Source organism: Pararhodonellum marinum (assembly GCF_015354735.1).
Classification (GTDB): Bacteria; Bacteroidota; Bacteroidia; order Cytophagales; family Cyclobacteriaceae; genus Pararhodonellum; species Pararhodonellum marinum.
In genome coordinates this window covers 109,534-134,771 of the sequence record NZ_JACEFJ010000002.1, presented here as the reverse complement: position 1 = coordinate 134,771, position 25,238 = coordinate 109,534, and the positions used below count along the sequence as shown (strand labels likewise).

Sequence of the window (25,238 nt, the reverse complement as noted above, 5' to 3'; positions counted from 1 at the left end):
TTCGCTTATTTTTTTCGAAAACTCAATGAAGGGATTCCCTTGCTGATCATGGAATAAACGGTGCCCAAAAGGCCAAGAAAACCACTTAGATAGGCGTAAGCTTCATTCAGGAAATTCCGGTCAAAATAACCGATCAAGGCGACCAAAATCAACACGAAACTAACTGCTGCCACTTGGATGGTATGTGCATTTCCATTGTTTTTTTCATCTTCAACAAATGCCGCTATTTCAAGGTCAGTGATGTGGGTCAATAGGAAATGTTTGAAGGTTCGGTTAAATAGGAATAGTCTATCTCTCACCTCATCATGGTACAGGATGCCTTTTTGTACCAATTCTGTTATAGTATCCCAATGGGCATAATTGAAAAAACCTTCTTTACTGAAGTAATAACAGACCTTTTTTTCCTGAAAATTTAACTCAGACCAAATGTTGGCATAATAAGCTTTGTTATACCGCTGAATCAATAAGAGCACATTTTCCTCGTCTGTAACATCGGTGAGTTTATTGGTCAGTAGGGATTGGTTGTAACCAAATTCCATCTCTCGGTCCAGTGATTCGCTTTTGTTTCGGATGCTGAAATCCAAGGGTACAAAGTCCATAAAAAATGGGCTGAACAATTCCGAAAACCGCATCCTTTCTGTTTCATTCTCCAGGCTTTTCAATAACTCCTTCCATGATTTTCCTGAGCTTAGAATGAGTGGAATCTGGTGTTTTTGTGCCACTGCCATGCATTGGACAAGCAGGTCCATCAAACTTTTCGGACCTGAATGGCAATGGAGATTTTCTATAAGCCAACCTTTTTTTCCGGTAAAGTCCGAATCTGTATGATCAAGCAATGTTTTTTCCTGCAAGTTATCTACAATTAAATCCTCTAAGCCATTCAGTTTGAAGTTACGAATCACCCAGTTCCTATTTTGAAGACTATCCAATCCGCACAAAAAAACCTGAGTAAATGGGTTGACTCGGTCCCATTCAAATGAATGACCCACATGCTTGTCAAAATAGAAATCTCTGAGGTAGATTTTTTTGACCAAAACTTTGACTAAGAACCACATGGCTGCCAGCAAAAGGGCCAAGAGAAGGTAAAATGGAAGGGTATTTGCGAAGTTTCTACGGAATTCTTGGCCTTTCCTTGACAAGGAAACATCCCTGTTGGATTCAGCATTTTTTTCAACTTTGCCGAAAGCCTGATACACCAAATCCCGATCCGGAGAAATGAACTGAATGATTTCCGTTTCATTGAGATCCCCAACAAAGCCAAAAAGACCCCGTCGGAATTTTTCATATTGGTTGATCCAGGTTATGTCCATTGCGCTGGGTATTGGTGCTTCATTTTGCCAGATCTTTAGCTCAAAGTCATGGACCTTGGCATGAAAAGCATAACCGGGTAAAAAACCAATCAAAAGCGTCCAAAGGCTTAAAAATCCCACAAAGGTATTGAATGATGGCCTAGGTTGTTTTTTAAAGATCGAACTGAAAATATCTGTATTTCCTTTTATTTTTAAAAAAATGATCCCAGCCAAAAGGCCTGCAAGAACCAAGGATGGGAATGAAAAAGTGCCTAGGTAAAGGATTCCAATAAACAAACTAAGCCAAAGCAACCCCATCCCTATCAAGTAACCTTTGTCTCTACTGATCCCTGGAATAGCCGCATGAGGCCCTACCAAAAGGTAAAGACTGATGGAAGACTGTGTAGTGATCAACCCCGCTAAAAATAAAACAGTAAGCATATTGGTTTGCTTGCTGTGAAGGCCCAGCAAAAAAATCAGAATAAAGCCTACAAAGAGCACCATCAAAAGGAAATACTGGGGCCGTTTGTGCGCAGAGGGATAAAGCCAATCATAAGTAAAAAAATTAAACTGTTTGATCTCGGAAGGAGGAAAAGAAAGCTTGGTAATCAAGGTAATGATCATAAGGAGTATCACATACACCAGGATTAAGCTCACCGCTTCCGCCGAAATCAAAGAGGAGCGTACATGGTTTAAATTTTTGTTGATCAGATAAATGATCCAAACCGCTTGATCATATCTCTGATTGTCCATCAATTGGAGAATGCCCACGTATTGATGTCCATTTAGGTAGAGCGGGATTTCCCAAAATCTTCCAAAATCTCCATGATCTTTATTTTCATCCATCAAACTTTGGATCTCCATCCATTTTTGAGGTGTCAATGCATCATGGATCTGATCCAGTGGAGTGGCTATTTTTTGGCTTTTAAAGAGCACTTTCCCATCTTGTTTGACTACCAAAAACCGGTCTTTTTGAAAGTTATTTTCTTTTTTTTCCAGGCTGAAGGTAATGGCCTCAATGGATAATACTGAATCGGTCTTCATTCTGCTGATCACTGATTCCAGCAGTCCAGAACCCCTGGAATAGTGAGACCCCATAAATAACAGTTTGTTGCCTTGGTTAAAATAAGCCACATATTCCCGATTGGATATATCAATAAAAGAATCTTCATCGCCAAAATCCAAGGCCTCCATATTTTTTATATGTAGCTTTTGAATTTTCCCTGATTGGATTCTTAGTATTTCGTTGATGGGTTTATGATCCCTTACGGAATCATTCAAAGGCACATTTTTGGGATGGTCTAATTTTGATTCCAAAGTTTGATAACTTTCCCTGAAGTATCTGGGTAGGGTTTCAAAGTGAGATTTTTCATTCTTTACGGAATTTTCGAGGTGAAACTGAAATGAGGCGCCAAATCCTAAGATGATCATCAGTAACATAAGAGAAAGGCCGACGCCGAATACTTTGTTTTGGTTGAGCACATCCCCTCTTTCCAATGTCAATGTACTGATAATGGGAACCGTACAGAACAGCATGATAAGGGCAAATACCAATGTGCTGAGCAAAGTGAAATTGATTTTTAACCCTGCTTTATCAAACTGCCTGCTTTCTTTCAAACCTAATAAATAGAGCCGTTGTCCGTGAAACTCCAAAGGGGTATAAAAAACCTTATAAATAATATTGGATATTTCTAAGTTTGTCAATTTAATTCCGGCTTGATGGTGAGCTACGGTATCGTCTTTAAGGATTTTCTGAAAATCCATCAACTGAATAAATGCCAATGAATCAGGAAATATGGCCATACCTTGCTCATCTGTCAAGACGATGGCATCAAAGAACTTATTGGTTCGGTCTTTTTTCATCAATTTATCCAAAGGAATCCTAGAGTGGATAAGCCATTGATTGTCCCTATCGTCGGAGGATAAACCAATTGTTTTGGGTTGGCGGAGTACTTTTTTATAAAAATCAGAACTAAGGACCGAATTAGGGCTTTCCTGCCTTGGGTTCCAGCTCAAAGGATGATTGATGTCTATCAGACTAATTGGAGGAATAGTGGAATTCAGTTGGACTGCCGGAGGAAAAGTACCCAAAAGGTTTTTTCCGATAAAAAGGCTTGAATCAATAATGGGAACATTTCCCCCAAATGCCTCATTCAAGGATATAGCTATCCTTTTTCGGTTTGATTCTAATTCACTGTAGCTGAAATAATTCCTTTGTATGTATGATTCCAGTTCCTCGTGGTATGCATTATAGGCATTCAGCACATTCTTTCGGGTGATTTCCATTCCTTTTACCGCCTGGCTTTCCAGTTGCTCTCGATTGGTTTGGGATTGTTGGTACAGAACCGCACCGATGACCATGATCAGTCCAAACAATATGATCCACAACCTAAAATTCCGGAGGCGCATAGCAGGAGGTTTTGGTGGAAATACAACTACTAATTTAACTGAAACCTATTGATATACAAATAGATATGGTTTATTTTACCAACTACAAACCTCGAATTTGTATATAACAGCTAAGGGGAGTCCCCAAAAGCAAAATTGATTGATTTAGGTTTTTTGTTCTGGATTTCCATTTATTTCAGGTAAAAAAAATGATCAGTCAATCCAAAAGGCTTAAATTCCCGAAAAATGGAAGGCCTTAGCGTGCATCGAGATCTGAAATCCAATCTATCTCTTAAAAAATGAAAGTATTTGATCTGGCAGTAATAGGCTTGGGGGCTCTGGGTTCATCTGCGCTATGGCATTTGAGTCAATCGGGGAAAAGGGTCCTAGGCTTGGATCAATATGCTCCTCCGCATACTTTGGGTTCCACCCACGGAGAATCCCGCATCACCAGGTTGGCAGTAGGGGAGGGAAAACAATTCGTTCCTTTGGTCAAGCGCTCCCATGAGATCTGGAGACACCTCGAAAAGCTGACCGGTAAAAACATCATGACCACGACCGGAGGCCTGCTTTTGGATTCTGCTACCAAAAGCTGGTCTAAACATGGATCGGAAGGATTCTTTGAAAGGACCTTGAGGATTGCCAGAGAGGAGGGCATTGCACATGAGGTTTTGGAAGCTAGGCATCTGTCGGAAATATTTCCGGAATTCAATATCGGTGCAGAGGGCAAGGTTTATTATGAACCATCGGCAGGTCTGCTAAGGCCTGAACTGGCAGTGAGGACACAACTTGATCTTGCCGAAAAGAACAAAGCAGTGATTAGGACCCATACCAAAGTGTATCAATTTGAGCCCTTACCTGGAGGGGGTGTTCAAATCAAAACCTCAGTAGGTGATTTTGAAGCGGGTAGGGTATTGTTATCTGCCGGGGCTTGGCTCAAGGATTTTCTTACGCCTGAAAGACGAAGTCATTTTAAGGTTTCGCGGCAAATGCTGCATTGGCTGCCTATCAAAGAAGGAGCTTATCAACTGGGAAAGTGCCCCGTTTTTATGTGGGGATATGGCCCAAGAGCTGAAGACTTTATCTATGGTTTTCCCTCTTTGGATGGCAGTAGCATCAAAGTTGCCACAGAATCCTTTGTTGAAAGCAGGCATCCGGATACCCTTTTAAGAGAAATTACAATAGATGATCAAAAGGCTTTTGTCAAAGAAAAACTGGCCGAACGGTTGAATTTTCTCAAACCTGGCGTAGAACGGTCTCAGGTATGCCTTTATACCCTAACGGATGACGCCAATTTTGTGGTGGATCAGTTGGAGGATTTTCCTGAAGTCATCATGGCCTCTGCCTGCAGTGGGCATGGATTCAAGCATTCTGCCGGATTGGGAGAGGCTTTGGCAAAAAAACTGTTAGACCAAAGTCCAGACATTGATCTTGCTCCTTTTTTGTGGAATGCTTGAAAAGAACCCGGATTTTTTAGGCAACAGGGAAGATTCAAGCTTCAATTTTATTGCAGCATCCGATTCAAGGGGGGCAATTCAAATTGAGCACAATTCAATTGTGAAATCTTAAAATTTTCTGGCTTTCACCCACTACAGGGCTTTTAATGCTGCTTCTGCGATCATACCGTCCTGGGCTGAAGTGACTCCGGATATACCTATGGAACCCACGATGGTGCCATCTTTGAAAATAGGAAGCCCACCTTCTACAGCGGTGACATTGGGAAGCGTAGTGAGGTGGTGATTCCCTTGTTTTATCATGTCCTCAAATACTTTGGTGGGGCGTTTTAAATAAACGGCGGTTTTGGCTTTAGCCTGAGCAATCTCTACAGAACCTATCTGGGTTCCATCCATTCTTTTTAAAGAGATCAGGTGACCACCTGCATCCATGATGGCGATCACCACATTCCAGTTGTCTTCCTTGGCCCGGGTTTCAGCAGCATCTGAAATCCGCAAGGCATCTTCCAGGTTCAGGTAAGGCTGGGTACTTCCTTGTGAATAAGCCATAAATGGAAAAGCAATGAACAGTGTCAAGGCAATGATCAAACTTGTTTTGCTGTTGGTCATGATTGATAGGGTTTGGGTTTGATGGATAAATGTTCCGTTCATCTAAGATAAAACCTTATTCGGTAAAAGAAAACTTTGATTCTAAGGTTCAAAATTCTTAAATTATACATTCATCCATTTAAGGCCATCTGAATGAATCCTTTTTATTCAGTAGACGAATTTTCACCTTTAATTAATTTATTATGTCTCAAAACCCTAGAAGAAAAGCACTCAAAACCATCGCTTTAGGCAGTGGATTGGCCTTGTTAACCCCGCATACTTTGGTCTCCTGTGCCTCGACTCCAAAAAAAGATAAATTGGGAGTGGCTTTGGTTGGATTGGGATATTACAGTAAAGACCTTCTTGCCCCTGCATTGCAACAGACAGAAAATTGTTTTTTGGCAGGTATCGTAACAGGTACACCTTCAAAAGCGGATGAATGGAAGATCAAATACAAAATTCCCGAAGGCAATATTTATAATTATGAAACCTTTGACAAAATAGCTGATAACCCGGAAATCGATGTGATCTATATCGTATTGCCGCCATCTATGCACAAGGAATATGTCATCAGGGCAGCCAAAACAGGTAAACATGTCTGGTGTGAAAAACCCATGGCAGTGACCTCAAAAGAATGCCAGGAAATGATTGATGCCTGCAAGGCCAACAATGTAACGCTGTCTATTGGTTACAGATGTCAGCATGAACCAAATACCAAAGAATACCGAAAAATCGTTAAGGATCAGAAGTTGGGGAAAGTGTTGGGAGTGGATTGTGCTGCTGGATACAGGGAAAGTAGGACAGATCATTGGAAACAAAAAAAGGAGATGGGTGGCGGTGTCATCTATGACATGGGGGTTTATTCCATCCAAGGAGCAAGGTTAGGGGCCGGAATGGAACCCATTGCAGTAGTGTCAGCCAAAACCTGGGCAGAAAGACCTGAGATTTATAAAGATGGGCTTGCTGAAGTAGTAGAGGCAAAGCTTGAATTTCCGGGAGGAGTCATGGCGGACATCAAAACTTCATTTGCTGAAAACATAAACTTCCTTACGGTCAATTGTGAGGAAGGAAAAATCGAAATGGCACCGTTTTCCGCCTATGCAGGCATCAAAGGAAAAAGTCCTCTCGGTGAAATCAACCATCCCTATGAAATTCCTTGGCAACAAGCCAACCAAATGGACATGGATGCCAAAGCCATCATGAACAATCATCCTATGCCTGTTCCAGGTGAGGAAGGGCTTAGAGACATTCGGATCGTTGAAGCCATTTTAGAATCCGCTGAGACGGGTCAGCGGGTAGAAATATAAAATTTGGGAGGAATTTTTCCTTGTAATCCTATTCAACCTGACTGGAGGAATCAGGATATTCTACTCCAATTGATCGCATGTTTCTTTTGGGTTCTAATTTGCCTCAAAATCATGCTGTTCTGGGGTTGGATCAGGTCTGGGTCTTCTTTAAGGAGATTTTGTACCGCATCTCTTGCTACAGTCAAAATGGGGGCATCCTTACTCAGGTCAGCGATCAATAAATCAGCTATGCCGGATTGTTGTGTGCCCATCAAATCCCCTGGCCCTCGCAATTTCAAATCCACATCTGCTATTTCAAATCCATCGTTGGTTCGAACCATTGTTTCTATCCTCACACGGCTGTCTTTGGACAGTTCATACTTAGTCATCAATATACAATACGATTGGTCAGCTCCTCTTCCTACTCGCCCTCTCAGTTGATGAAGCTGAGAGAGACCGAAACGTTCCGCATTTTCCACAATCATCACACTGGCATTGGGTACATTGACTCCCACTTCTATGACGGTGGTTGCCACCATGATTTTGGTTTCTCCCTTTACAAACCGCTGCATTTCAAAGTCTTTATCCGCCGCCTTCATGTTTCCATGTACGATGCTGATGGGGAATTCAGAAAAAGCCCGGCAAATGCTTTCGTAGCCATCCATCAGGTTTTTCAGATCCATTTTCTCTGATTCTTCGATCAGGGGATAGACAATGTATACCTGCCTTCCTAATCCGATTTGCTTACGGATAAATCCAAAAACTTTCAGGCGGTCTTTGTCATACCGGTGGACAGTCTGAATGGGCTTCCTCCCCGCAGGTAACTCATCAATGACTGAAATATCCAAATCACCGTAAAGGGTCATGGCCAAGGTTCTTGGAATGGGTGTGGCAGTCATTACCAGAATATGCGGAAGGTATGTTGTGTTTTTCGCCCAAAGTTTGGCTCTTTGTGCCACTCCAAAGCGGTGTTGTTCATCCATGATGGCCATCCCCAGGTTTTTAAATTGAACCACATCTTCCAGTAGGGCATGGGTGCCGATCAAGATCTTCAGGTCACCTGAAAGCAACATTTGGTGGATGATTTTTCTGGTTGACTTTTTGGTAGAGCCAGTCAGTAGGGCGATGGGCAGACTCATTTTATCCGCGTAGGTCTTTAAGCCTTCAAAGTGCTGGTTGGCCAGTATTTCGGTGGGGGCCATCAGGCAGGTTTGGGTTCCCGAACTGATGGCTATCAGCATGCAGATAAAAGCCACCATGGTTTTGCCACTTCCTACATCTCCTTGGAGCAAGCGGTTCATTTGCTTGCCTGATTTCATGTCTCCATATGCCTCTCTTACCACTCTCTTTTGCGCTTCGGTCAATTCAAAAGGAATGTGATCCCGATAAAATCTGGTCAGCAGTTCAGTTTGGTTGAGAACCTGCCCAAGGGACTTTTCTGTCCGGGTCAGCTTCATCATCAACAACCTCAGCTGCACAAAAAAGAACTCTTCAAACTTAAGCCTGAACCTTGCTTTCTGAAGTATTTCGAGTTGGTCTGGAAAATGGATCTGTTTCAGGGCCTCCTTTTTGGTTATGAGGTTGAATCGGAGCAGAATGTCTTCCGGTAAGGTCTCCTGAATATTCGGATAAGCCAGCTGAAGCAGGCCTTCCATGATTTTCGAAATGCCCTTGGCATCCAGGAAGCGGGCCCTCAGTTTGTCTGTGGTCGGATAAATGGGTTGAAAAAAGCTTTTTTCCTCTTTGGCAGTGGTTAGTGGTTCCATCTCCGGGTGGGCGATAGAGAATTTTCTTCCAAAGCGATTTGGTTTGCCAAAAATGACATAAGGGGTACCAATGACCAGCTTTTTTACCACCCACTGTATGCCCTTAAACCAAGTGAGCTCCATCTCCCCGGTTTCATCTGTCACATGGGCGACAAGCCTTTTTTTCCTGCCCATACCGATGGTTTCAATGTGCCTGATCTTGGCAATCACCTGCACGTGTTCGAGATCCTCCCTCAATTCCTTGACTTTAAAAAACCTACTTCGGTCCTCATAGCGGAAAGGGTAGTGCTGAATCATTTCCCCAAAGGTAAAAATGTTGAGCTCTTTGTTGATCAGGGCTCCTTTTTGGGGACCAACCCCGCGTAGAAATTCTATTTTGGTATCAAAAAAACCGGACAATGGAATGGTATTGGATTAGGCTTCCAAATTATAAAGTAAGCGTGGTATTTGCTAAAAGTTTGGGATTTGATTTTGGCCCAAAAACACATAAGGTTGGTTTGATGAGGGGAAAAAAATCAGAGCAAAAAAAAGGGATGCAATGCGCATCCCTTTCGGTATAAAGTGCTGGTTCTTATTTGAAAGAACGTTTTTCTTTGATTTTGGCTGCCTTACCTTGACGTCCTCTGAGGTAGTAAAGTCTGGCTCTTCTCACTTTGCCTTCTCTGATCAATTCGATTTTCTCGATGCTTGGGGACAAAAGTGGAAAAATTCTTTCTACGCCGATACCATTGGAAATTTTCCTCACAGTGAAGGTTTCACCGTTAGAATTTGGGTTTTTCCTTTGGATGACGGTGCCTTGGAATTGCTGAATACGCTCCTTGTTACCTTCTGTAATCTTCACGTGTACGTTGATCGTATCACCCGCTTTGAATGAAGGGAACTTGGACCTAGCCTCGTTGGACTCCGCTTCTAAAAATTTAAGTAGTTCGCTCATAGCTTTATATTTTTTTGTTACCGCTGCGCGGTTTGTTGTTCGAATAATTTCTCCAGGTTAATTTCAATCGGCGGATCCGGAATCCTTGTCCTTCAAAAGGTCAGGTCTTCTTTCTTTGGTCCGACGAACCGATGCTTCAAACCGCCATTGATCTATTTTGGCTTGATGTCCAGAAAGCAATACTTCAGGTACCTCCATGCCCTCATAATTGGCGGGGCGGGTGTAAACTGGAGGTGCCAGCAATCCGTCTTGGAAGGAGTCGGTCAGTGCCGAGGTCTCATCATTGAGCACTCCCGGAATCAACCTGATAACCGCATCAGCTACCACAGCAGCTGCCAGTTCACCGCCAGATAAGACAAAATCCCCAATACTGATTTCTTTGGTGATCCATTTCTGTCTTACCCGTTCATCTACCCCTTTATAATGACCGCAAAGGATCATCAGGTTGCTCTTGAGAGAAAGTCCGTTGGCCATTTGTTGGTCAAAGGGAATTCCGTCCGGGCTCATGTAGATGATTTCATCGTAGGCTCTTTCTTTGGAAAGGGCCTGAATGCAGCGTTCTATGGGGCCTATCATCATGACCATGCCTGCTCCACCACCAAAGGCGTAATCATCCACCTGCTTCTGTTTGCCGGTGGCATAATCCCGCAGGTTGTGTACCTTGATGCTCGCAAGTCCCTTGTCTTCCGCTCTTTTGAGTATAGAGTGGGAAAAAGGTCCCTCCAGCAAGCCAGGTACAACGGTGATGATGTCAATGTGCATGCGTCAGTCTTCCAGATAAATTTCAAGTAAGCCTTCCGGCAATCGGCAGTAAACTTTTTTTGCTGCCTTATCCACTTTTGGAATGATTTCGTCCTGTGTAGGAATCAAAATTTCTTTTCCTTTGTAGTCTACCCCCAATAGTATTTGGGTTTCTAGATCGTAGATGGTTTTGATTTCTCCCAATGCTCCAAGTGCTTCATCTTGCACTTCAAACCCTATGAGTTCATGGAAATAATATTGGTCATCCTGCAATTTGGGCAGTTGGCTGAGGGGGAGGTACAATTCCGACCCCACCAAGCTACTTGCTTGATCCAGTGTGTCATATTCTTCAAATTTAGCCAAAAACCTGTTGTTAGGCTGAAGGACAAAATGTTCAAAGAAGAAAGGCACCAGCCTGGATTTTTGCTCGATGAAGACATGTTCCAAATTTTCGTATTCCTCAGGAAAGTCTACATCAAGGACTGCAACAATTTCTCCATGTAGGCCATGAACTTTAGCAATGTAGCCAAGCTGGAAACAGCTGTCTTTGTTCATGGTTGGGGTAAATCTTAAGCTTTGTTCTCTTCGCTTTCAGCCGAGGCCTCGGGAGCTTCACCTTCAGCTGAGGCGTCAGGAGCATCCGCAGTTGTATCGGTAGCTTCAGGAGCTTCCTCAACACTTGCGCTCGCCTCGGCTTCCGCTTCTGCAGTTTCAGCAGCAAGGGCGGCTTTGGCTTCATCTTCCTTGGCTTGGATCGCGTCAAGACGGGCTTGATTTTTAGCTGTCTCCGCATCAAAGGCCTTCTTGAAAGCATCCTGCTTGGCTTTGGATAATTTCTCTACTTTGCTGGAGATCGCAGCATCTTTGGAGGTCTTCCAAGCTTCGAATTTTGCATCGGCATCTTCTTGGGTGATAGCCCCTTTCAACACTCCGATTTGAAGGTGTTTCTGAAGCAATACGCCTCGGTAAGAAAGCATGGCCTTTACCGTATCGGAAGGCTGTGCACCGTTCAACAACCATTTAAGAGCGCGCTCATTGTTGATGTTGATTGACGCGGGGTCAGTGTTGGGATTATAAGTCCCCAGTTTTTCGATAAAGCGTCCATCCCGTGGAGCTCTAGCATCAGCTACGACAACGTCATAGATGGCCATTCTCTTTCGGCCTCTACGCGCTAATCTGATTTTTACTGCCATATTGTATTGATTTTTAGTGAATTGATGGATCCCGTCCATCCTATTTTTGGACTGCAAAGATAAGGCTTTATATTCGAAATGAACAAATGCCATTAAATATATTTGCGTGAATGGGTAATTATGGTTTAAATTGCGACCTGAAATCAGCGTCAAAAATCTCAGAGATGAGAAACCGAACAGGTTTTGGGTGTAGAATAGAAGGTATTTATAAAAATATGGCCTCGTAGTTCAATGCTTGCCCGGCAGACGCCAGTCGGACGGGGATAGAATAGAAGGTTTCTATAAAAATGGCCTCGTAGTTCAATGGATAGAATAGAAGTTTCCTAAACTTTAGATACAGGTTCGATTCCTGTCGAGGCTACACAGTTAATATTCAGTGTTTTAAGGGTGTTTTTTCACCCTTTTTTTTTACAAGATTAAAAAATGGAGTAAATTTTTAAATGGTTACCCGCTTCTTTGCCAGTAACCCAATATTCTTGTTCAAAAGGGTTGGAAGTCCGAAGCCCGAAGTCTCATGTCTGTCGGGCAGGCCCGCCTGTAGGGCAGAGATGTACGGGACATTTCAGTTTGGAGGCGTGAATTGTATTACCATTTTACTGGCATCATTGCGTACATACATAAATTTTTATAACCAAAAGTGCTTTATAGTGCCCCATTTGCAGTAATTTTTATTTTAAAGCTCTCCAAAAAAGAATTGGTTGAAAAAATGGTGGCCGCCTCCTTTCTCCATTCTGCTACGCAAAGAAATTATCTACAGACTTATCAGGGGCGTTTTAACCAGCTGTTAAAAAAATGAGGGATTGATGGCAACCTTCCCATATCTCTACACCCCTAAATTCATGGCAATGAAATTCTGGCATGCTTTTTTGCGTTATGTGCTGTATGAACAAATTCCTCCTGTTGTCTTTATTGGCCTGCATTTGGACGCTGTCGGGACATGCCCAACAAGTGCCGCTTCAAATCAAAGCAGCAGGGAATCAAGTAGACCAGGCCGTTTTTGAAATCGTGGAGGTAGTGGATGCCAGAAAAAAATCTGGTTCATTGGGTAGGGTATATACAGGCGCCGGAATTGCTGCACAGGCTACACTATCAGGGGGGTTGGAACAGGCTTTGCAAACCTATTTCCAGGAAGCCATAAACCCCACCGGAAAAGCCACCCAGATCCAAATCAAAGTGGAGGAATTGTCCATCGCAGAAAAGACGGGGGCAAGGAATACAGTGGCAGGAGAGCTGACCATGAAATTCAATTATGCTGTCAAGGGCAGTTTTGAACCAGTTCACCTCGTTGGCTTTGAAGGAGGGCTGAAATACCAGAGATCCCTGAACAGAACCGACATGGTGGAAGGGGTTGTGAAGCAGGCCTTGGATAAATCGATTGCTTTTTTCGACGAATGGATCAGGTCCCAGTCAGCCTCTGACAACAGACTCGCTAAAAGCGTCCGTTTGCAACTGATGGATCACCCCGGTGGGGCAAACAAGGATACTGTTTTTTATTCCGAAGATAGACCGTTGGTCTGGGGGGATTTTACAGATCGACCCAGTAGCCGAAGCAGCTTTAATGCGGCCATTTTCACAAGTTTTTCCATGGAAGGAAATCCCTATGTGGAAGATGGAGAGATTGTGCTTCCAGTTGAAATTAAGGTTTACATGCTTCCCGGCTCCTCTTGGGTGAGAGGTTCTGGACAGAACGATTACTCGCTCAATCATGAACAACGGCACTTTGATCTGGTAAAGGTGGTTGCTGACCGATTGAGAGACCGGCTTCAGCACATGGAACTGGATCCTGAGGATTATGATGGTTCCCTCAACCAGGCCTTTTTCGATGCCTATAGGGAAATGAACCAATGGCAGGAAATCTATGATGCCCAGACCCAGCATGGCCTGAAGCGCAATGCCCAAGAAAATTGGAACCTTGCCCTAGACCAAGCTCTAAAGGGAGAATGGGCAGGGATTGAACAGTTGGTGCAAAAAAGAAAATGAGGAAAAACCATAAGAATTGACGTTTTTAAAACCCACATTTTCTTTGCAAAAATCACCAGTACAACCAGTAGGAAATAACAAGAGAAAGGATTAACTTTCATCAAATTTGTAACACATGTCAAAGGAAAAAACAGTCAAGAAGGCAGAGAAAAAAAAGCCTGAGAAAAATCTCAAAGAAAAGCGGGCTGATAAAAAAGCCAAAAAGGAAACCAAAAAGCGGAATGATTGATCCGTAATAAATGGTGATTCATCACATACATGGAACCCTCATCTGATCTAAGGTGAGGGTTTTTTATGACCAAGCCTTCCTCAAAAAACCAAGCCAATTCCCATGCATGACTTTTTCAATATCAGAGGCATCGTAACCTCTTTTTTCCAATAAATCCGGGATTTTATTCAAATCTGTAATGGTACCCAAATCATAGGGACACTGCTCCTTACCAAACCCACCATCTAAATCGGATCCTATTCCGATGTGATCCGCATTTCCTGCCAACTGGCAGATGTGATCCAGGTGGTCGATCATTTTTTCCAAGTTGCAACCTGTGCTCTCAGGGGTAGATTGGCCACGTACCCAATCAGGGACCATCATCCAGGCATCCAAAGCCCCGCCGATGACTCCGCCTCTCTCTATCAAAGCCAAAAGTTGTTCGTCACTGAATTGCCGGTTGTGGTTGACCAATGACCGGCAGTTGTTGTGGCTGGCCCATATGGGTCCATCAAAGTGTTGCAAGGCTTCCCAAAAACTCTCATCAGAAAGATGTGTTGCATCCAGGATGATATTCAGTTCCTGCATTTTTTTCAGAAGTGCCCTGCCAGCATTTCCCAAGGGTCCCGAGGAATCGGTGCCAAAAGCATACCGTCCAGGCCCATAATGGGCGGGCCCCAATGCCCTTAAACCTTGGGCATAAGATTTTTCCAAATAATCCAAGTTCACCAAGGAATCAGCGCCCTCCAGGGAAAGTATAAATCCAATGGGTTTGCTCTCAGCAGGGAGTCCGTTGTTCCAAACGGTCACATGGTTTTCCAATTTTTCCAAATTGTCAATCTGTACCATTTCTCCGGTATCTACCATGGTCTGGTACCAAGCCAGTTGACCTTGGGTTTGGGCCCAGGCCTGTTCCGGAGAGTGCCAGCCGGGTAAAGGATTGCCCCGATCCACAAACCGGGCAATTTGAGTGGCGACCACCAGACCGATTTCTCCGCTTCTCAATTCGGGTAAGGAAACAGTAGCTTTTCCCCTGTCAGGTTTGTCTTGCATTCCCTGTTCCCTATCATTGATTTCAGCTACAGGAAGCCTCAGGTTGCGGTTCCACTCCATGGCATTCATGCTGAGGTCCAGATGGGCGTCTATGGTAAACATATTCAGAGATTATTTTGGGTTAAAGAATCCTTGTGATGGTAAGTTACTAAAACGGGAAGATTTCTCGCCGGCTGATGGTTAAAAGTTGATTTTTCTGTCTCGGCCCAGATTTTTCCAAGTACCTATTTGGTGATTTTCAACAATCACCTGGACCTCTTCATACAGGGCCACCGTGGGACAGACGTGAAAGGGAATGGCATACAGCACCGTTCCAACCGGAAAGTCCTCACCATTTTTAACTTTTAACACCAAATGTTCTTCACTGTGGCTGACTGCTTTCAGCTCCGGGTTTTTGAAAAAATAGGCCCTTTTATCCAATGGACTTTCCGAGGCCACTGCTTTGTAACCCAGATCCACACAGATCAAATCCTTGGCAGGTCGTGAAACGACCCTGGTAAGTAGGACTGCCGCAAACAGAAATTTTTGTTCGGGAAGTGCATCTGCATATCCCTTATCCCAATAAGGAAAAGTGCCAGGACTGCAGATTACGCCAGGCCTTTTGGCATGAATGGGGAAAGTAGGTGTACCCCCTGCGATGATTTCAAGTTGTTGGAATCCTTTTTTCTCAATTTTTTTCAAAATACCCTCCACCTCAGAATAAGCAGTATCACATGCTGCCTTTCTCATTTGAAGGTTTTTGTCCCGTATGTGGCCATCGTAGATATGGAGGCCTTTGAGGTGAATGGCTTGGAGGTTTTGAGCTTGATCAAACAGTCTTAAGGTTTTTTCATCAGGAAGTACTCCTGTTCGGTTCGTGCCGATATTAAGGTCTACGTACCCATCAAAAATAAGTCCCTTACTATCAAATGCTGCGTTCAGTTTTTTCAGGGCTTGTTCATCATCCACCAAAGCCGAGAACTTCACCTCAGGAAAAGCACGAATCAATTTAATGTATCTTTCGGTTTTGGGTGCTAGCAAGGGGTAAGCCAAGAGCACGTCTTTGACCCCTGCGACTGCCAACATCTCTGCCTCGGCGATGGTGGCACATTTGAATTGGGATATGCCGGCATCCAACATCAATTTGACCACCTCCACACATTTAAATGTCTTGACGTGAGGACGTAGCCTTTCAGGCGTATTTATTTTTTGGAGTAAAGTTTGGATATTGGATTTTATCCTGTCTTGGTACACCAATAATGCAGGACTGTCAATTTGATCCACCTCATGGCAGATATACCAGTCCTTGGGCTCCATGGCTTAGGAATGGATTTCAAATAGGGCTTCTATTTCTACGGGAATGTTGTCTGGTAGGGAACCAAATCCCACCGCACTTCTCACACCTACTCCGTTTTCTTCACCCCAAATTTCTGAGAACAATTCACTGCATCCATTGATGACATAGGGGTGCTTTTCAAAATCTGTGGTGCAGTTGACCATGCCTAATACCTTGATGACTCTCTTTACTTTATTCAGGCTTCCCAGTTTGGTCTTGATGGTCGAAAGCATGGCCAAGCCAACCTGTCTTGCCGCTAATTTCCCTTCTTCTAAGCTGATATCCTCACCTATTCTACCTATGATCAATGTACCGTCAGTTTTGACCGTACCGTGACCCGACAGATAAAGGTATTTGTCATCTATGAGACTTGGTTTATAAACGCCCATTGGGGCCGGAGGAGGGGGAAGGGTGATTCCCAGAGCCTCCAAATTTTCTTCGGGTAATTTCATTATGTCTAACTTCAAAACCTACGATCAATCCTGATTTATAGGTTATATTTTGGGTGAAATAAAAATAATCAGATGAAATCTCGTACCAAATTATAAAAAAAACGATAGAATCCAATAGTATGAAGTCAATTTATCACTTTAAAGTACAATTTCTAATAGCAATACCCCCGCCAATCCTACAACTGCGACAATGGATTCCATCAAAGACCAGGATTTGATGGTGTCTTTGATGCTGACATTGAAGTATTCTTTGTAAAGCCAAAACCCTGCGTCATTGACATGCGAAAACATCAGGCTTCCTGCGCCTATGGCCAAAACCAACAGCTGAGGGTCTACCTCCCCACCACTGACAATTGGCGCTATGATGCCGGCAGTAGTTAAACCTGCCACAGTTGCAGAACCTACACATACCCTGATGATGGCAGTGATCAGCCAGGCCAAGATCAGCGGATGCATGTCCCAGTCCTGAAGGGCATCTGCAATGTAAATACTGACTCCGCTGTCCATCAAGACCTGTTTGAGGGCTCCTGCTCCGGCTATGATCAACAGGATCATGGCAATGTCCTTGGTAGCATCCACATAAATGTCCATCAAACCTTTCATCTTAAATTTCATCCTTAGCCCCAGTGTATAGGTGGCGACCAAAAGAGAGATCAACATGACAATACCGGCATCCCCCAAAAAAAGCATCACAGGATAGAAAGCATGTTCCGGATCAAGTTGGAAAGTGATTAAGGTAGTTCCTACCAATAAAATAACCGGCAAAAGAGCAGAAAAGAAGCTGTTAAAAGCACTGGGTAAAGCTTCCTCGGGCTTGATTTTAGCTTGAAAAGTTTCTAAGGGGGAGGCTTTGATATTTTTCAAAAAGCGGGCAAACCAGGGTCCTGCTATGATGATGGTGGGAATGGAAATGATCAAGCCATAAACAAGGGTGAGCCCCATGTTGGCCTCAAACTGGGCGACCAAGGCCGCCGGTGAAGGGTGGGGAGGAAGGAATCCATGCGTGACTGACAAAGCTGCCAAAAGCGGAATTCCCACAAAAACCGGAGGTAATTTGTATTGGTAGGTCACCGTAAATACGAGAGGGACCAAAAGTACAAAGCCAACATTGTAAAACAGCGGAATACCTACCACAAAACCAGTAACCATCATGGCCCAGTGGATGTATTTTTCTCCGAAAATATTCATAAGAAAACCAGCAATCCGTTGGGCGGCACCACTTTCAGCTACCAATTTTCCAAGCATCGCGCCCGTAACAATGACAATAACCAAATCCCCCAAAAGGCTTCCCATTCCTTTTTGAACAGATACCGCGATTTGATCTACTGGGATGCCTAAAAGGAATCCAGCAAGGATAGAGGAAATCAAAAAAGCTAAAAATGGATTTAATTTTGCCCAGACGATCAACAATACAAGCACCAAAATGCTGATCAATACGAAGATAAGGGTCATAGGCTGAGGTTAATTTAGGTTTGGGGAAATTAAAATTATAAATAATTGGCTTATTGTCATCTTTTTTGAAAGAAAATTTCCCTCAGCCTTATTTTTTGATCCAAATAAATGGAATCTGTTGGCTTCTATCCTTTAGAATCACGAGGTATTTGCCTTTTGGTAATTCCTTCAATTTTTCTTCCCATCCCGAATTGCCAAGGTGGATTTCAGAAATTGAAGTACCTCCAAAACTATACACGAGCAATTTTGAAGTACTTATTAGATACGTTTTAGGGGCCTGTATTTTTATGTCCCCACCTAAGTAAGGGTTAGGGTATAGCATGAATTTTTCCAAATTTGAAGAAGGGGAATGGATTCTCGCCCGAATGATATGGCTGCTGTCTCCCTCACCGTGGTCATCAATATATTCCAACTGATAGTAGGTTTGTGCATAAATAATGGGAGATAAATCTTGGTAAACATACGACTGCGGCTTTTCTGAGGGGCCATAACTGGGAATTTCGGCCAAAACCTTAAAATTATCTATTCCATCTTCTGATTTTCGAAGGATAAATTTTTCTTTGTTTTTTTCCTGAGCCGTTTTCCAGCTAATCTGAATATATCCCTCCTCTTGCTTAGCTTCAAAATCCAGCCATGTGAGCGGTAGGATGCTGAATATACCCGTACTACCCACTGTGGCAGAAGTACCCATCAACTGATCAAAATTTACCGTTCTTCTGGCCCAGAGGACCCCTTGGTCTAAGCCGGGAAAATGGTTTCCCGCTGCGGGGATACCTTCTCCTACCACCCTTAAATCCAACACATCCACCACGATCAGCTCATCTGCTGAGATCCGCAATTCCAGATTTTCAGTACCGCTTAGGTTTCCTTCAAACTCGAAATGGCTGTTGAGTTTGTAAAGGATTGGACTGCCGTCATTGTCATCAAAGTTGGGATCCCAATCCACATTCGGCAGTTGATGGTACCGAATGCGGAGCAAGTTGCCAGCTGACGAATGGTTTCCAAGCAATTGGAACATCCTAATCCCCTCCTCGTATCGATCTTCGAATGGGAAACTTGCATTGGTAGCGGTAAGATTTGCGGGAAGGCCATGATAATGAAGCTCCAGCAAGTTGCGCCAACTCCCTCCAAGGAATTGATAAGTTCCTGAAAGTTCGGTATTCAAGAAAAGTGAGTTGTCCATAAAATCTACTGTGCCGTTGATCATGGAAAAATTGGTTTTTACCCGAAGGTTTTGTTCCAAAAAAAGTATGCCACCCGGCTTATTCACCTCTATCTCGGTCAGGTCGAGTTCCAGACCGCTAACCCATTGGTTGTTGTTGCCCAGAAAGCGGAGCGTGGTGAAATTATCAACCACATTTCCTCCGCCTAAAAAGGTAAGGTTTCCTAAAAGGTCCAAGGTGTTTGGAAGGATTTTGATGGCGTTGTTTTCAAAGTAAATATGCCGATAGGTGTTTTGTATCATAGCACTTGGCATGGTAGCACTGATAAATTGTTGATTACCGCTTTGGGCACTGTAATACACCGCACCTTCATACCGGATGTCGGAGGCATTGATTTGAGGGTTGTTGCCCAAAAGGATCAGATTTCCACCTTCTTGGAGGTCAAACAGGGCAGAAGGCACATTGCCACTCGCTGACCTAAAGGTGATGCCGGAAGAACACTCGGTTTCCAAAGTGGCATTGGGCTCAACAATTAACTCACCATAAGGTCCCAGCCCAAAGACAGTGGTGTTGGTATTAAAGGAAAAACTGGCGCATTCATCCTCTCCAAATACTTTTTGAATCACTTTTCCGGATCGTATGATAAATCTATTGGCTTTAAAGGGTCGCTCTATGGTCAATTCAGCGCCAGGGTCGGGATCGAAAATGACGGTATACCGACTATTGGTACTTAGGGCAGACCACCATCCAGCCCTGATGATGGTCCTGCTTGCTCCCCGGAAAATAATCCTGCTATCCACTGAGTTTCCAATCCAGTTGTTGGGATTGAAGGCACCAGCTGCTGCCACTGATGATGGGGGATTGGTGTTGCCAGTATATCCATTTAAAGAGCCATATAGGTGTAATTCAAATCCATTCAGGTTTATTTTTTCCCCTGCATCCACGTCCCGGTTTAGATATAGGCTTCGCAATTCCTCATTACCTGTCAGGGTAACCCGGTGGGGATTTTCAATGTAGGCATCATGGTTGCGGTCAGGCTTCAGTATAGCAGACTGCCAATTTGTTCCATCATACACCTCCCATATCCCTGGATTGTTAAAATTGCCATTGGCAATACTCCGATAATCTCCAAGGTTTTGGCCATAAGCTTGGGTCGAGCATATCAGCAAACCAAATAAAATTGCTAATATTACCCCATGTTTTTTATTGGTGCTGGGACCAAATAAAAATCCTTGCTCTATCGTATAAAAAATTAACATCAAAAAGTAATGACATTGGCCAATCAATATAACGAATTCATTAATACTAAGAAAGAAGTTCTAGTAATTTTTTTGTTGATTTTGGTAACTTTGCTTCCAGCCAGAGCTCAGGATTATCAGGTAAGTTTGCTCACTGCGGATCCTGGAGATGAACTGTATGCTGCCTTTGGTCACAGTGCCATTCGGGTTCTGAATAGGGATACCGGTGAAGACCTGATTTTCAACTACGGCACCTTTGATTTCAACACCTCCTTTTTTTATATCAAATTCATGAGGAGAACCTTGGATTACATGCTGAGCGTGGGTTCTTATGGACAGTTTATGAACCAATATCATTGGGAACAACGGGCGGTAAGGGAACAGGTATTGGACCTCAATCAAGAACAGACGTTGAAAATGGTTGGTTTTCTAAGGGAAAACTATAAGCCCGAGAACCGATTTTACAGATATGATTTTTTTTATGACAATTGTGCCACCAGGATCCGTGACATGATGGAGGAGGTTTTGGGCAAAAACCTAAAATGGATCGATCCTAATGCACCAGAAGAAAAGACTTTTCGTGAATTGATAGATGAATATGTCTACCGGCTTCCATGGGCGGATTTGGGGATAGACCTGGCCTTAGGCAGTGTGATAGATCAAAAGGCCTCGGAAAGAGAAAAGCAGTTTTTACCGGATTATATGGAGGCGGCCTTTAGTAGGGCCTTGATTGAAGGGGATGGTCCTACCCGGTCTTTGGTAAAATCACAATCCGTCATATTGGATATTCCGGAAAGGACCTATGAGGGAAGCCTTTTTAATCCGTATTTGGTCATGTGGGTACTGGCATTGGTTTTCATAGGAATCACCTTTTGGGGATACAAGAAACAAAGGCTTTTCATTGGCTTTGACGTGGCATTATTCGGGGCTTTAGGCTTATTGGGCTTACTTATTTTTGTGCTTTGGTTTTTCACCTTCCATTCCCAGACCAAATACAACTGGAACATCCTGTGGGCATTTCCATTGCACCTTTCCCTTTGTTATGGCTTGCTAAAGGCCCAACCCAAAGAGTGGGTCAGAAAATATTTGTTTGTAGCCCTGATTTTGGCGGATATCGCTGTCTTGGTTTGGATTTTTGGCTGGCAGTCCTTTCACCCCAGCATCATCCCATTGCTGTTGGTAGTCATCCTTAGGACCAATTACCTGTATTATAACCTTAACAGGCTGAAAGCAGCAAAAAATAAAGTCTCAATTGGGTTAAATCTTAAGAATACCGGGTAAGCGAAGCACAAACCTTCGGGTGAGCCTGTCGAATCGCGGGGGAAAAATGTCACCTTCACCCAAGGTTTCGGCCCCAAAATCTCCCTCTGGAAAACCATCGCTTTGCCGAAACCCTTGAATAAGCGTCTTTTGTCTGCGGAATTAGTAGTCGGAAATGCCCATTGTAAACCTATTCCATAGGTATTCAACATAACCTCATCAACCTGGGCACTTCAAATGGACTTTTCCCAATCTTGTTGCTCAAAGTCTACTCAAAATAGTCAGGAGTAGTCTGGAGACTGGTTCTAGGTTTTTTTTTCTGTCTCGTTTTTGTTGGCTACCATTATTTGGATTGACTTACCCTGTTTCCTCTGTTCTTTTTGCTTGATCCAAAAGAACCCCTGTCTGCCAAGCAGGAAAAAATCAAGGCTGTAAATCAGCTTTTAAATTGATTACTATTCCACCTCTAAAACCAAAAACACATCCCAATTTAATTTTTGTCCGGGGGTGGGGAGCTAAAAATGAGTGGATCTCCTTGAGGAGCTAACTCATTTTCTTAACGCTCCCCATCCCCTCCCAAAAACCAGCTGCTTTAAGGCCAGGGTTTTTGCTTTCAAATTCTACTTTCTAATGCCTTTGGCTTGGATATGACTGCTTTGAGCTTTCAGCTTCTAGCTTTTGCCAATCCCTGATATACTGTTTATCTGTTCTCCAGATTATCTGTTCCCCTGTTTAACCATTTACCTGCTTTTCAGCTTTGAGCCACAAGCTTTACCTCCGTTTTCAGTTGCCCTGTTTAACCAATCACCTGTATTATAACCTGAATAGGCTTAAAGCAACAAAAAATAAAGTCCCGATTTGACAAACTATTTTAAGCGGCGGAGTTGTTATCAAGGGATAACCAATCAGGTAGTATGGATTTTAAACTCATTTCAGATTATCAGCCGACCGGAGACCAGCCAAAGGCCATTGAAAGTTTGGTACGGGCCATAGACAATGGTGATCCGGCCCAGGTACTTTTAGGGGTGACGGGTTCCGGCAAGACCTTTACCGTGGCCAATGTCATTCAGCAGGTGCAAAAACCCACCTTGGTCTTGAGCCATAACAAAACCCTTGCTGCACAGCTCTACGGGGAATTCAAGCAGTTTTTCCCGGAAAATGCCGTCGAATATTTTATCAGCTATTACGACTATTATCAACCTGAGGCCTTTATTCCCACTTCTGGGACTTACATAGAAAAAGATCTTTCGATCAATGAAGAAATCGAAAAGCTCAGATTAAGTGCCACCTCCTCCTTGCTGTCAGGCCGTAGAGACGTGATTGTAGTGGCTTCTGTTTCCTGTATTTATGGTATAGGAAACCCGGATGAATTTGGCAAAAACATCATTCGCTTGCAGGAAGGAGACCGCATCCCCAGAAATCAGTTTCTATTTAAACTGGTCGATATCCTTTACAGCCGCACCAATCAGGAACTGACAAGAGGTACCTTTCGGGTGAAGGGTGATACGGTGGATATTTTTGTAGCCTATGCGGATTTTGCTTACAGGATCTTTTTTTGGGGAGATGAGATCGAGGGTATTCAACGGGTGGACCCCGAGACTGGGAAAAAGATATCTGATGAAAAAATAATCTCGATATTTCCTGCCAACCTATTTGTCACCGGTAGGGATGTGATAGATACGGCCATCCACGAAATTCAGGATGACCTGATGGCACAGGTTTCATTCTTTGAAAAAGACCTCAAATTGGTGGAGGCAAAGAGGTTGCGAGAAAGGACCGAGTTTGACCTTGAAATGATCCGGGAATTGGGTTATTGCTCAGGGGTGGAGAATTACTCACGCTACTTTGACCGCAGGCTTCCTGGCACCAGACCTTTCTGTTTGCTGGATTATTTCCCTGATGATTACCTGATGGTCATCGATGAAAGCCATGTAACCGTACCACAGGTTCGGGCGATGTGGGGAGGAGACCGCTCTAGGAAAGTAAATTTGGTCGAATACGGCTTTAGGCTTCCCTCTGCCTTGGACAACAGACCCCTCAAATTTGAAGAATTTGAAACCATGATGAATCAGATCATCTATGTCAGTGCCACACCGGCAGACTATGAACTGTCCCAGACAGGGGGAGCTGTGGTGGAACAGATTATTCGACCTACTGGTTTGTTGGACCCAGTAATAGAGGTAAGGCCCAGTGCACATCAGATTGATGATTTATTGGAGGAAATAGACCTTACTGTCAAGGACGAGGCAAGGGTCTTGGTGACTACTTTGACCAAAAGAATGGCAGAGGAACTTCAGAAATACCTGGAGAGAGCCGGCGTAAAAAGCCGTTACATCCACTCCGAGGTAAAGCCCCTGGACCGGGTGGAAATTCTAAGGGAACTTCGCTTGGGTGTTTTTGATGTGCTCGTTGGGGTCAATTTGTTGCGGGAAGGACTGGATTTACCCGAAGTTTCTTTAGTGGCGATATTGGATGCTGACAAAGAGGGGTTTTTGAGAAATGAAAGAAGCCTCGTACAGACCATAGGCAGGGCCGCAAGAAATGACAAAGGCAGGGTGATCATGTATGCGGATAAGGTAACAGACAGCATGCAGGCGGCCATAGATGAAACCAATCGAAGGAGGGCGGTGCAGATGGCCTACAATGCTGAACATGGCATCACGCCCACAACCATCATCAAGTCCAGAGAAAAAATCATGGGGCAGACCAAAGTGGCGGACAGTAAAAGGAATGCCAAGGTATACGCGGATGATTTCCTTACCGGAAATTCAGTAGCTGCTGATCCTGTGGTACAGTATTTGAGTAAGGACAAACTGGAAAAATTAATCACCCAGACCCAAAGACTGATGGAAAAAGCGGCCAAAGAATTGAATTTCATGGAAGCTGCCCGACTGAGAGATGATTGGCAGGCTTATAAAAATAAATTGGAAAGTCTAAAACAGGATTCTCTTTAACAACCCCAAAAGACAGTTTTACTAAGTGTATAGGCCAATTTGATTGAGCCTGATTGAGCTTTTAATTTTAATTACAAGAATAAGTTATGAAGAAGATTTGTGTAGTGCTGGTATTTTTGAGTTTGGTGGGAGTTAAAAGTTCATTTGCCCAACAATCACCCGGAAGTTTGCTGATTTCAGGAGGAGCAGATCTGATTCGGTCTGATAACTCTGGCTTGTTTCAAAGGAGTCAAATCGGTTTGGAGGGAAACTATTTCATGACACATTGGTTTTCCCTTTCAGGAGGTTACGAATTCAATTCTAACAGAAACAATCAGGTGACTTTAGGGGCTAGGGTGTACCCATTCGACCCGGTTTTCGTACGTGCCAGATTCTTGTTGGGGCCCAACAGTGACACCTCACTGGGTGTTGGATATTCCCATAACCTCACCTACCGTCTGAGGGTGGAGGCCATCACAGATTACTACATTGGGTCTAACCGGGTTGGCCTCCGCGGAGGACTCGCTTTTTTAATCAACTAATTC

18 protein-coding genes and 1 tRNA gene are annotated in these 25,238 nt (G+C 43.6%); 7 read left to right on the top strand and 12 right to left on the bottom strand.

Annotation, left to right across the window (positions count from 1 at the left end; translation table 11 throughout):
• Window positions 1-5: 5 nt before the first annotated feature.
• Window positions 6-3,698, bottom strand: coding sequence for an MFS transporter (locus tag H1A14_RS04325; protein ID WP_194775000.1), 3,693 nt, complete (start codon window positions 3,696-3,698; stop codon window positions 6-8).
• Between the two features lie 278 nt (window positions 3,699-3,976).
• On the opposite strand from H1A14_RS04325, the gene solA reads away from it, so the two are divergent.
• Window positions 3,977-5,134: an N-methyl-L-tryptophan oxidase gene (gene solA / locus H1A14_RS04320; protein WP_194774999.1), complete on the top strand. Its 1,158-nt coding sequence runs from the start codon at window positions 3,977-3,979 to the stop codon at window positions 5,132-5,134.
• A 132-nt stretch (window positions 5,135-5,266) separates the two neighbouring features.
• On the opposite strand, the gene H1A14_RS04315 is transcribed toward solA, so the two are convergent.
• The gene (locus H1A14_RS04315; protein WP_194774998.1) at window positions 5,267-5,740 is read right to left on the bottom strand and encodes a GlcG/HbpS family heme-binding protein; all 474 of its coding nucleotides are present in this window, start codon (window positions 5,738-5,740) and stop codon (window positions 5,267-5,269) included.
• 182 nt (window positions 5,741-5,922) lie between these two features.
• Between H1A14_RS04315 and H1A14_RS04310 the strand changes: the two genes are divergently transcribed.
• Window positions 5,923-7,026 carry a Gfo/Idh/MocA family protein gene (locus H1A14_RS04310; protein WP_194774997.1) on the top strand — a complete coding sequence of 368 codons (1,104 nt, stop codon included), beginning with the start codon at window positions 5,923-5,925 and terminating at the stop codon, window positions 7,024-7,026.
• 50 nt (window positions 7,027-7,076) lie between these two features.
• Here the strand turns inward: H1A14_RS04310 and recG are convergent, their stop codons facing one another.
• From recG to H1A14_RS04285, 5 genes are all read right to left on the bottom strand, one after another.
• The gene (gene recG, locus H1A14_RS04305) at window positions 7,077-9,170 is read right to left on the bottom strand and encodes an ATP-dependent DNA helicase RecG (protein WP_194774996.1); all 2,094 of its coding nucleotides are present in this window, start codon (window positions 9,168-9,170) and stop codon (window positions 7,077-7,079) included.
• Between the two features lie 172 nt (window positions 9,171-9,342).
• A complete protein-coding gene (gene rplS / locus H1A14_RS04300; protein WP_194774995.1) occupies window positions 9,343-9,705 on the bottom strand; it encodes a 50S ribosomal protein L19 in 363 nt (120 codons plus the stop codon).
• Window positions 9,706-9,768: 63 nt separating this feature from the next.
• Window positions 9,769-10,467, bottom strand: coding sequence for a tRNA (guanosine(37)-N1)-methyltransferase TrmD (trmD, locus tag H1A14_RS04295; RefSeq protein ID WP_194774994.1), 699 nt, complete (start codon window positions 10,465-10,467; stop codon window positions 9,769-9,771).
• 3 nt (window positions 10,468-10,470) lie between these two features.
• On the bottom strand, window positions 10,471-11,001 hold the full coding sequence (rimM, locus tag H1A14_RS04290; RefSeq protein WP_194774993.1) for a ribosome maturation factor RimM: 531 nt from the start codon (window positions 10,999-11,001) through the stop codon (window positions 10,471-10,473).
• Between the two features lie 14 nt (window positions 11,002-11,015).
• Window positions 11,016-11,639 (bottom strand): 30S ribosomal protein S16, encoded by a 624-nt coding sequence (locus tag H1A14_RS04285; protein ID WP_194774992.1) that lies wholly within the window; start codon window positions 11,637-11,639, stop codon window positions 11,016-11,018.
• A 289-nt stretch (window positions 11,640-11,928) separates the two neighbouring features.
• Between H1A14_RS04285 and H1A14_RS04280 the strand changes: the two genes are divergently transcribed.
• Both H1A14_RS04280 and H1A14_RS04275 read left to right on the top strand, forming a co-directional pair.
• Window positions 11,929-12,000 (top strand) — tRNA-Arg (locus H1A14_RS04280).
• 521 nt (window positions 12,001-12,521) lie between these two features.
• Window positions 12,522-13,619 (top strand): DUF922 domain-containing protein, encoded by a 1,098-nt coding sequence (locus H1A14_RS04275; protein WP_194774991.1) that lies wholly within the window; start codon window positions 12,522-12,524, stop codon window positions 13,617-13,619.
• 292 nt (window positions 13,620-13,911) lie between these two features.
• Here H1A14_RS04275 and H1A14_RS04270 read toward each other — a convergent pair whose 3' ends face one another.
• From H1A14_RS04270 to H1A14_RS04250, 5 genes are all read right to left on the bottom strand, one after another.
• Window positions 13,912-14,982, bottom strand: coding sequence for a dipeptidase (locus H1A14_RS04270; RefSeq protein ID WP_194774990.1), 1,071 nt, complete (start codon window positions 14,980-14,982; stop codon window positions 13,912-13,914).
• Window positions 14,983-15,060: 78 nt separating this feature from the next.
• On the bottom strand, window positions 15,061-16,176 hold the full coding sequence (locus H1A14_RS04265; RefSeq protein WP_194774989.1) for a D-TA family PLP-dependent enzyme: 1,116 nt from the start codon (window positions 16,174-16,176) through the stop codon (window positions 15,061-15,063).
• A gap of 3 nt (window positions 16,177-16,179) precedes the next feature.
• Complete coding sequence (locus H1A14_RS04260; RefSeq protein ID WP_194774988.1) at window positions 16,180-16,647, bottom strand: RidA family protein; 468 nt, start codon at window positions 16,645-16,647, stop codon at window positions 16,180-16,182.
• A gap of 138 nt (window positions 16,648-16,785) precedes the next feature.
• The gene (locus tag H1A14_RS04255) at window positions 16,786-18,099 is read right to left on the bottom strand and encodes a gluconate:H+ symporter (protein WP_194774987.1); all 1,314 of its coding nucleotides are present in this window, start codon (window positions 18,097-18,099) and stop codon (window positions 16,786-16,788) included.
• An 88-nt stretch (window positions 18,100-18,187) separates the two neighbouring features.
• The gene (locus H1A14_RS04250) at window positions 18,188-20,431 is read right to left on the bottom strand and encodes a T9SS C-terminal target domain-containing protein (RefSeq protein WP_194774986.1); all 2,244 of its coding nucleotides are present in this window, start codon (window positions 20,429-20,431) and stop codon (window positions 18,188-18,190) included.
• A gap of 99 nt (window positions 20,432-20,530) precedes the next feature.
• Here H1A14_RS04250 and H1A14_RS04245 point away from each other — a divergent pair, with 99 nt between their 5' ends.
• From H1A14_RS04245 to H1A14_RS04235, 3 genes are all read left to right on the top strand, one after another.
• On the top strand, window positions 20,531-21,781 hold the full coding sequence (locus H1A14_RS04245; protein ID WP_194774985.1) for an Lnb N-terminal periplasmic domain-containing protein: 1,251 nt from the start codon (window positions 20,531-20,533) through the stop codon (window positions 21,779-21,781).
• A gap of 893 nt (window positions 21,782-22,674) precedes the next feature.
• A complete protein-coding gene (uvrB, locus tag H1A14_RS04240; protein WP_194774984.1) occupies window positions 22,675-24,714 on the top strand; it encodes an excinuclease ABC subunit UvrB in 2,040 nt (679 codons plus the stop codon).
• 86 nt (window positions 24,715-24,800) lie between these two features.
• The gene (locus tag H1A14_RS04235; protein ID WP_194774983.1) at window positions 24,801-25,235 is read left to right on the top strand and encodes an outer membrane beta-barrel protein; all 435 of its coding nucleotides are present in this window, start codon (window positions 24,801-24,803) and stop codon (window positions 25,233-25,235) included.
• Window positions 25,236-25,238 lie beyond the last annotated feature (3 nt).

What these genes read in the sequence shown, in the direction of transcription:
- H1A14_RS04310 (WP_194774997.1), top strand. Translation starts at nt 5,923, where the DNA reads ATGTCTCAAAACCCTAGAAGAAAAGCACTCAAAACCATCGCTTTAGGC.
- H1A14_RS04315 (WP_194774998.1), bottom strand. Translation starts at nt 5,740, where the DNA reads ATGACCAACAGCAAAACAAGTTTGATCATTGCCTTGACACTGTTCATT.
- rplS (WP_194774995.1), bottom strand. Translation starts at nt 9,705, where the DNA reads ATGAGCGAACTACTTAAATTTTTAGAAGCGGAGTCCAACGAGGCTAGG.
- H1A14_RS04275 (WP_194774991.1), top strand. Translation starts at nt 12,522, where the DNA reads ATGAACAAATTCCTCCTGTTGTCTTTATTGGCCTGCATTTGGACGCTG.
- rimM (WP_194774993.1), bottom strand. Translation starts at nt 11,001, where the DNA reads ATGAACAAAGACAGCTGTTTCCAGCTTGGCTACATTGCTAAAGTTCAT.
- H1A14_RS04325 (WP_194775000.1), bottom strand. Translation starts at nt 3,698, where the DNA reads ATGCGCCTCCGGAATTTTAGGTTGTGGATCATATTGTTTGGACTGATC.
- H1A14_RS04270 (WP_194774990.1), bottom strand. Translation starts at nt 14,982, where the DNA reads ATGTTTACCATAGACGCCCATCTGGACCTCAGCATGAATGCCATGGAG.
- H1A14_RS04245 (WP_194774985.1), top strand. Translation starts at nt 20,531, where the DNA reads ATGACATTGGCCAATCAATATAACGAATTCATTAATACTAAGAAAGAA.
- uvrB (WP_194774984.1), top strand. Translation starts at nt 22,675, where the DNA reads ATGGATTTTAAACTCATTTCAGATTATCAGCCGACCGGAGACCAGCCA.
- H1A14_RS04255 (WP_194774987.1), bottom strand. Translation starts at nt 18,099, where the DNA reads ATGACCCTTATCTTCGTATTGATCAGCATTTTGGTGCTTGTATTGTTG.
- trmD (WP_194774994.1), bottom strand. Translation starts at nt 10,467, where the DNA reads ATGCACATTGACATCATCACCGTTGTACCTGGCTTGCTGGAGGGACCT.
- solA (WP_194774999.1), top strand. Translation starts at nt 3,977, where the DNA reads ATGAAAGTATTTGATCTGGCAGTAATAGGCTTGGGGGCTCTGGGTTCA.
- H1A14_RS04285 (WP_194774992.1), bottom strand. Translation starts at nt 11,639, where the DNA reads ATGGCAGTAAAAATCAGATTAGCGCGTAGAGGCCGAAAGAGAATGGCC.
- H1A14_RS04235 (WP_194774983.1), top strand. Translation starts at nt 24,801, where the DNA reads ATGAAGAAGATTTGTGTAGTGCTGGTATTTTTGAGTTTGGTGGGAGTT.
- H1A14_RS04260 (WP_194774988.1), bottom strand. Translation starts at nt 16,647, where the DNA reads ATGAAATTACCCGAAGAAAATTTGGAGGCTCTGGGAATCACCCTTCCC.
- H1A14_RS04265 (WP_194774989.1), bottom strand. Translation starts at nt 16,176, where the DNA reads ATGGAGCCCAAGGACTGGTATATCTGCCATGAGGTGGATCAAATTGAC.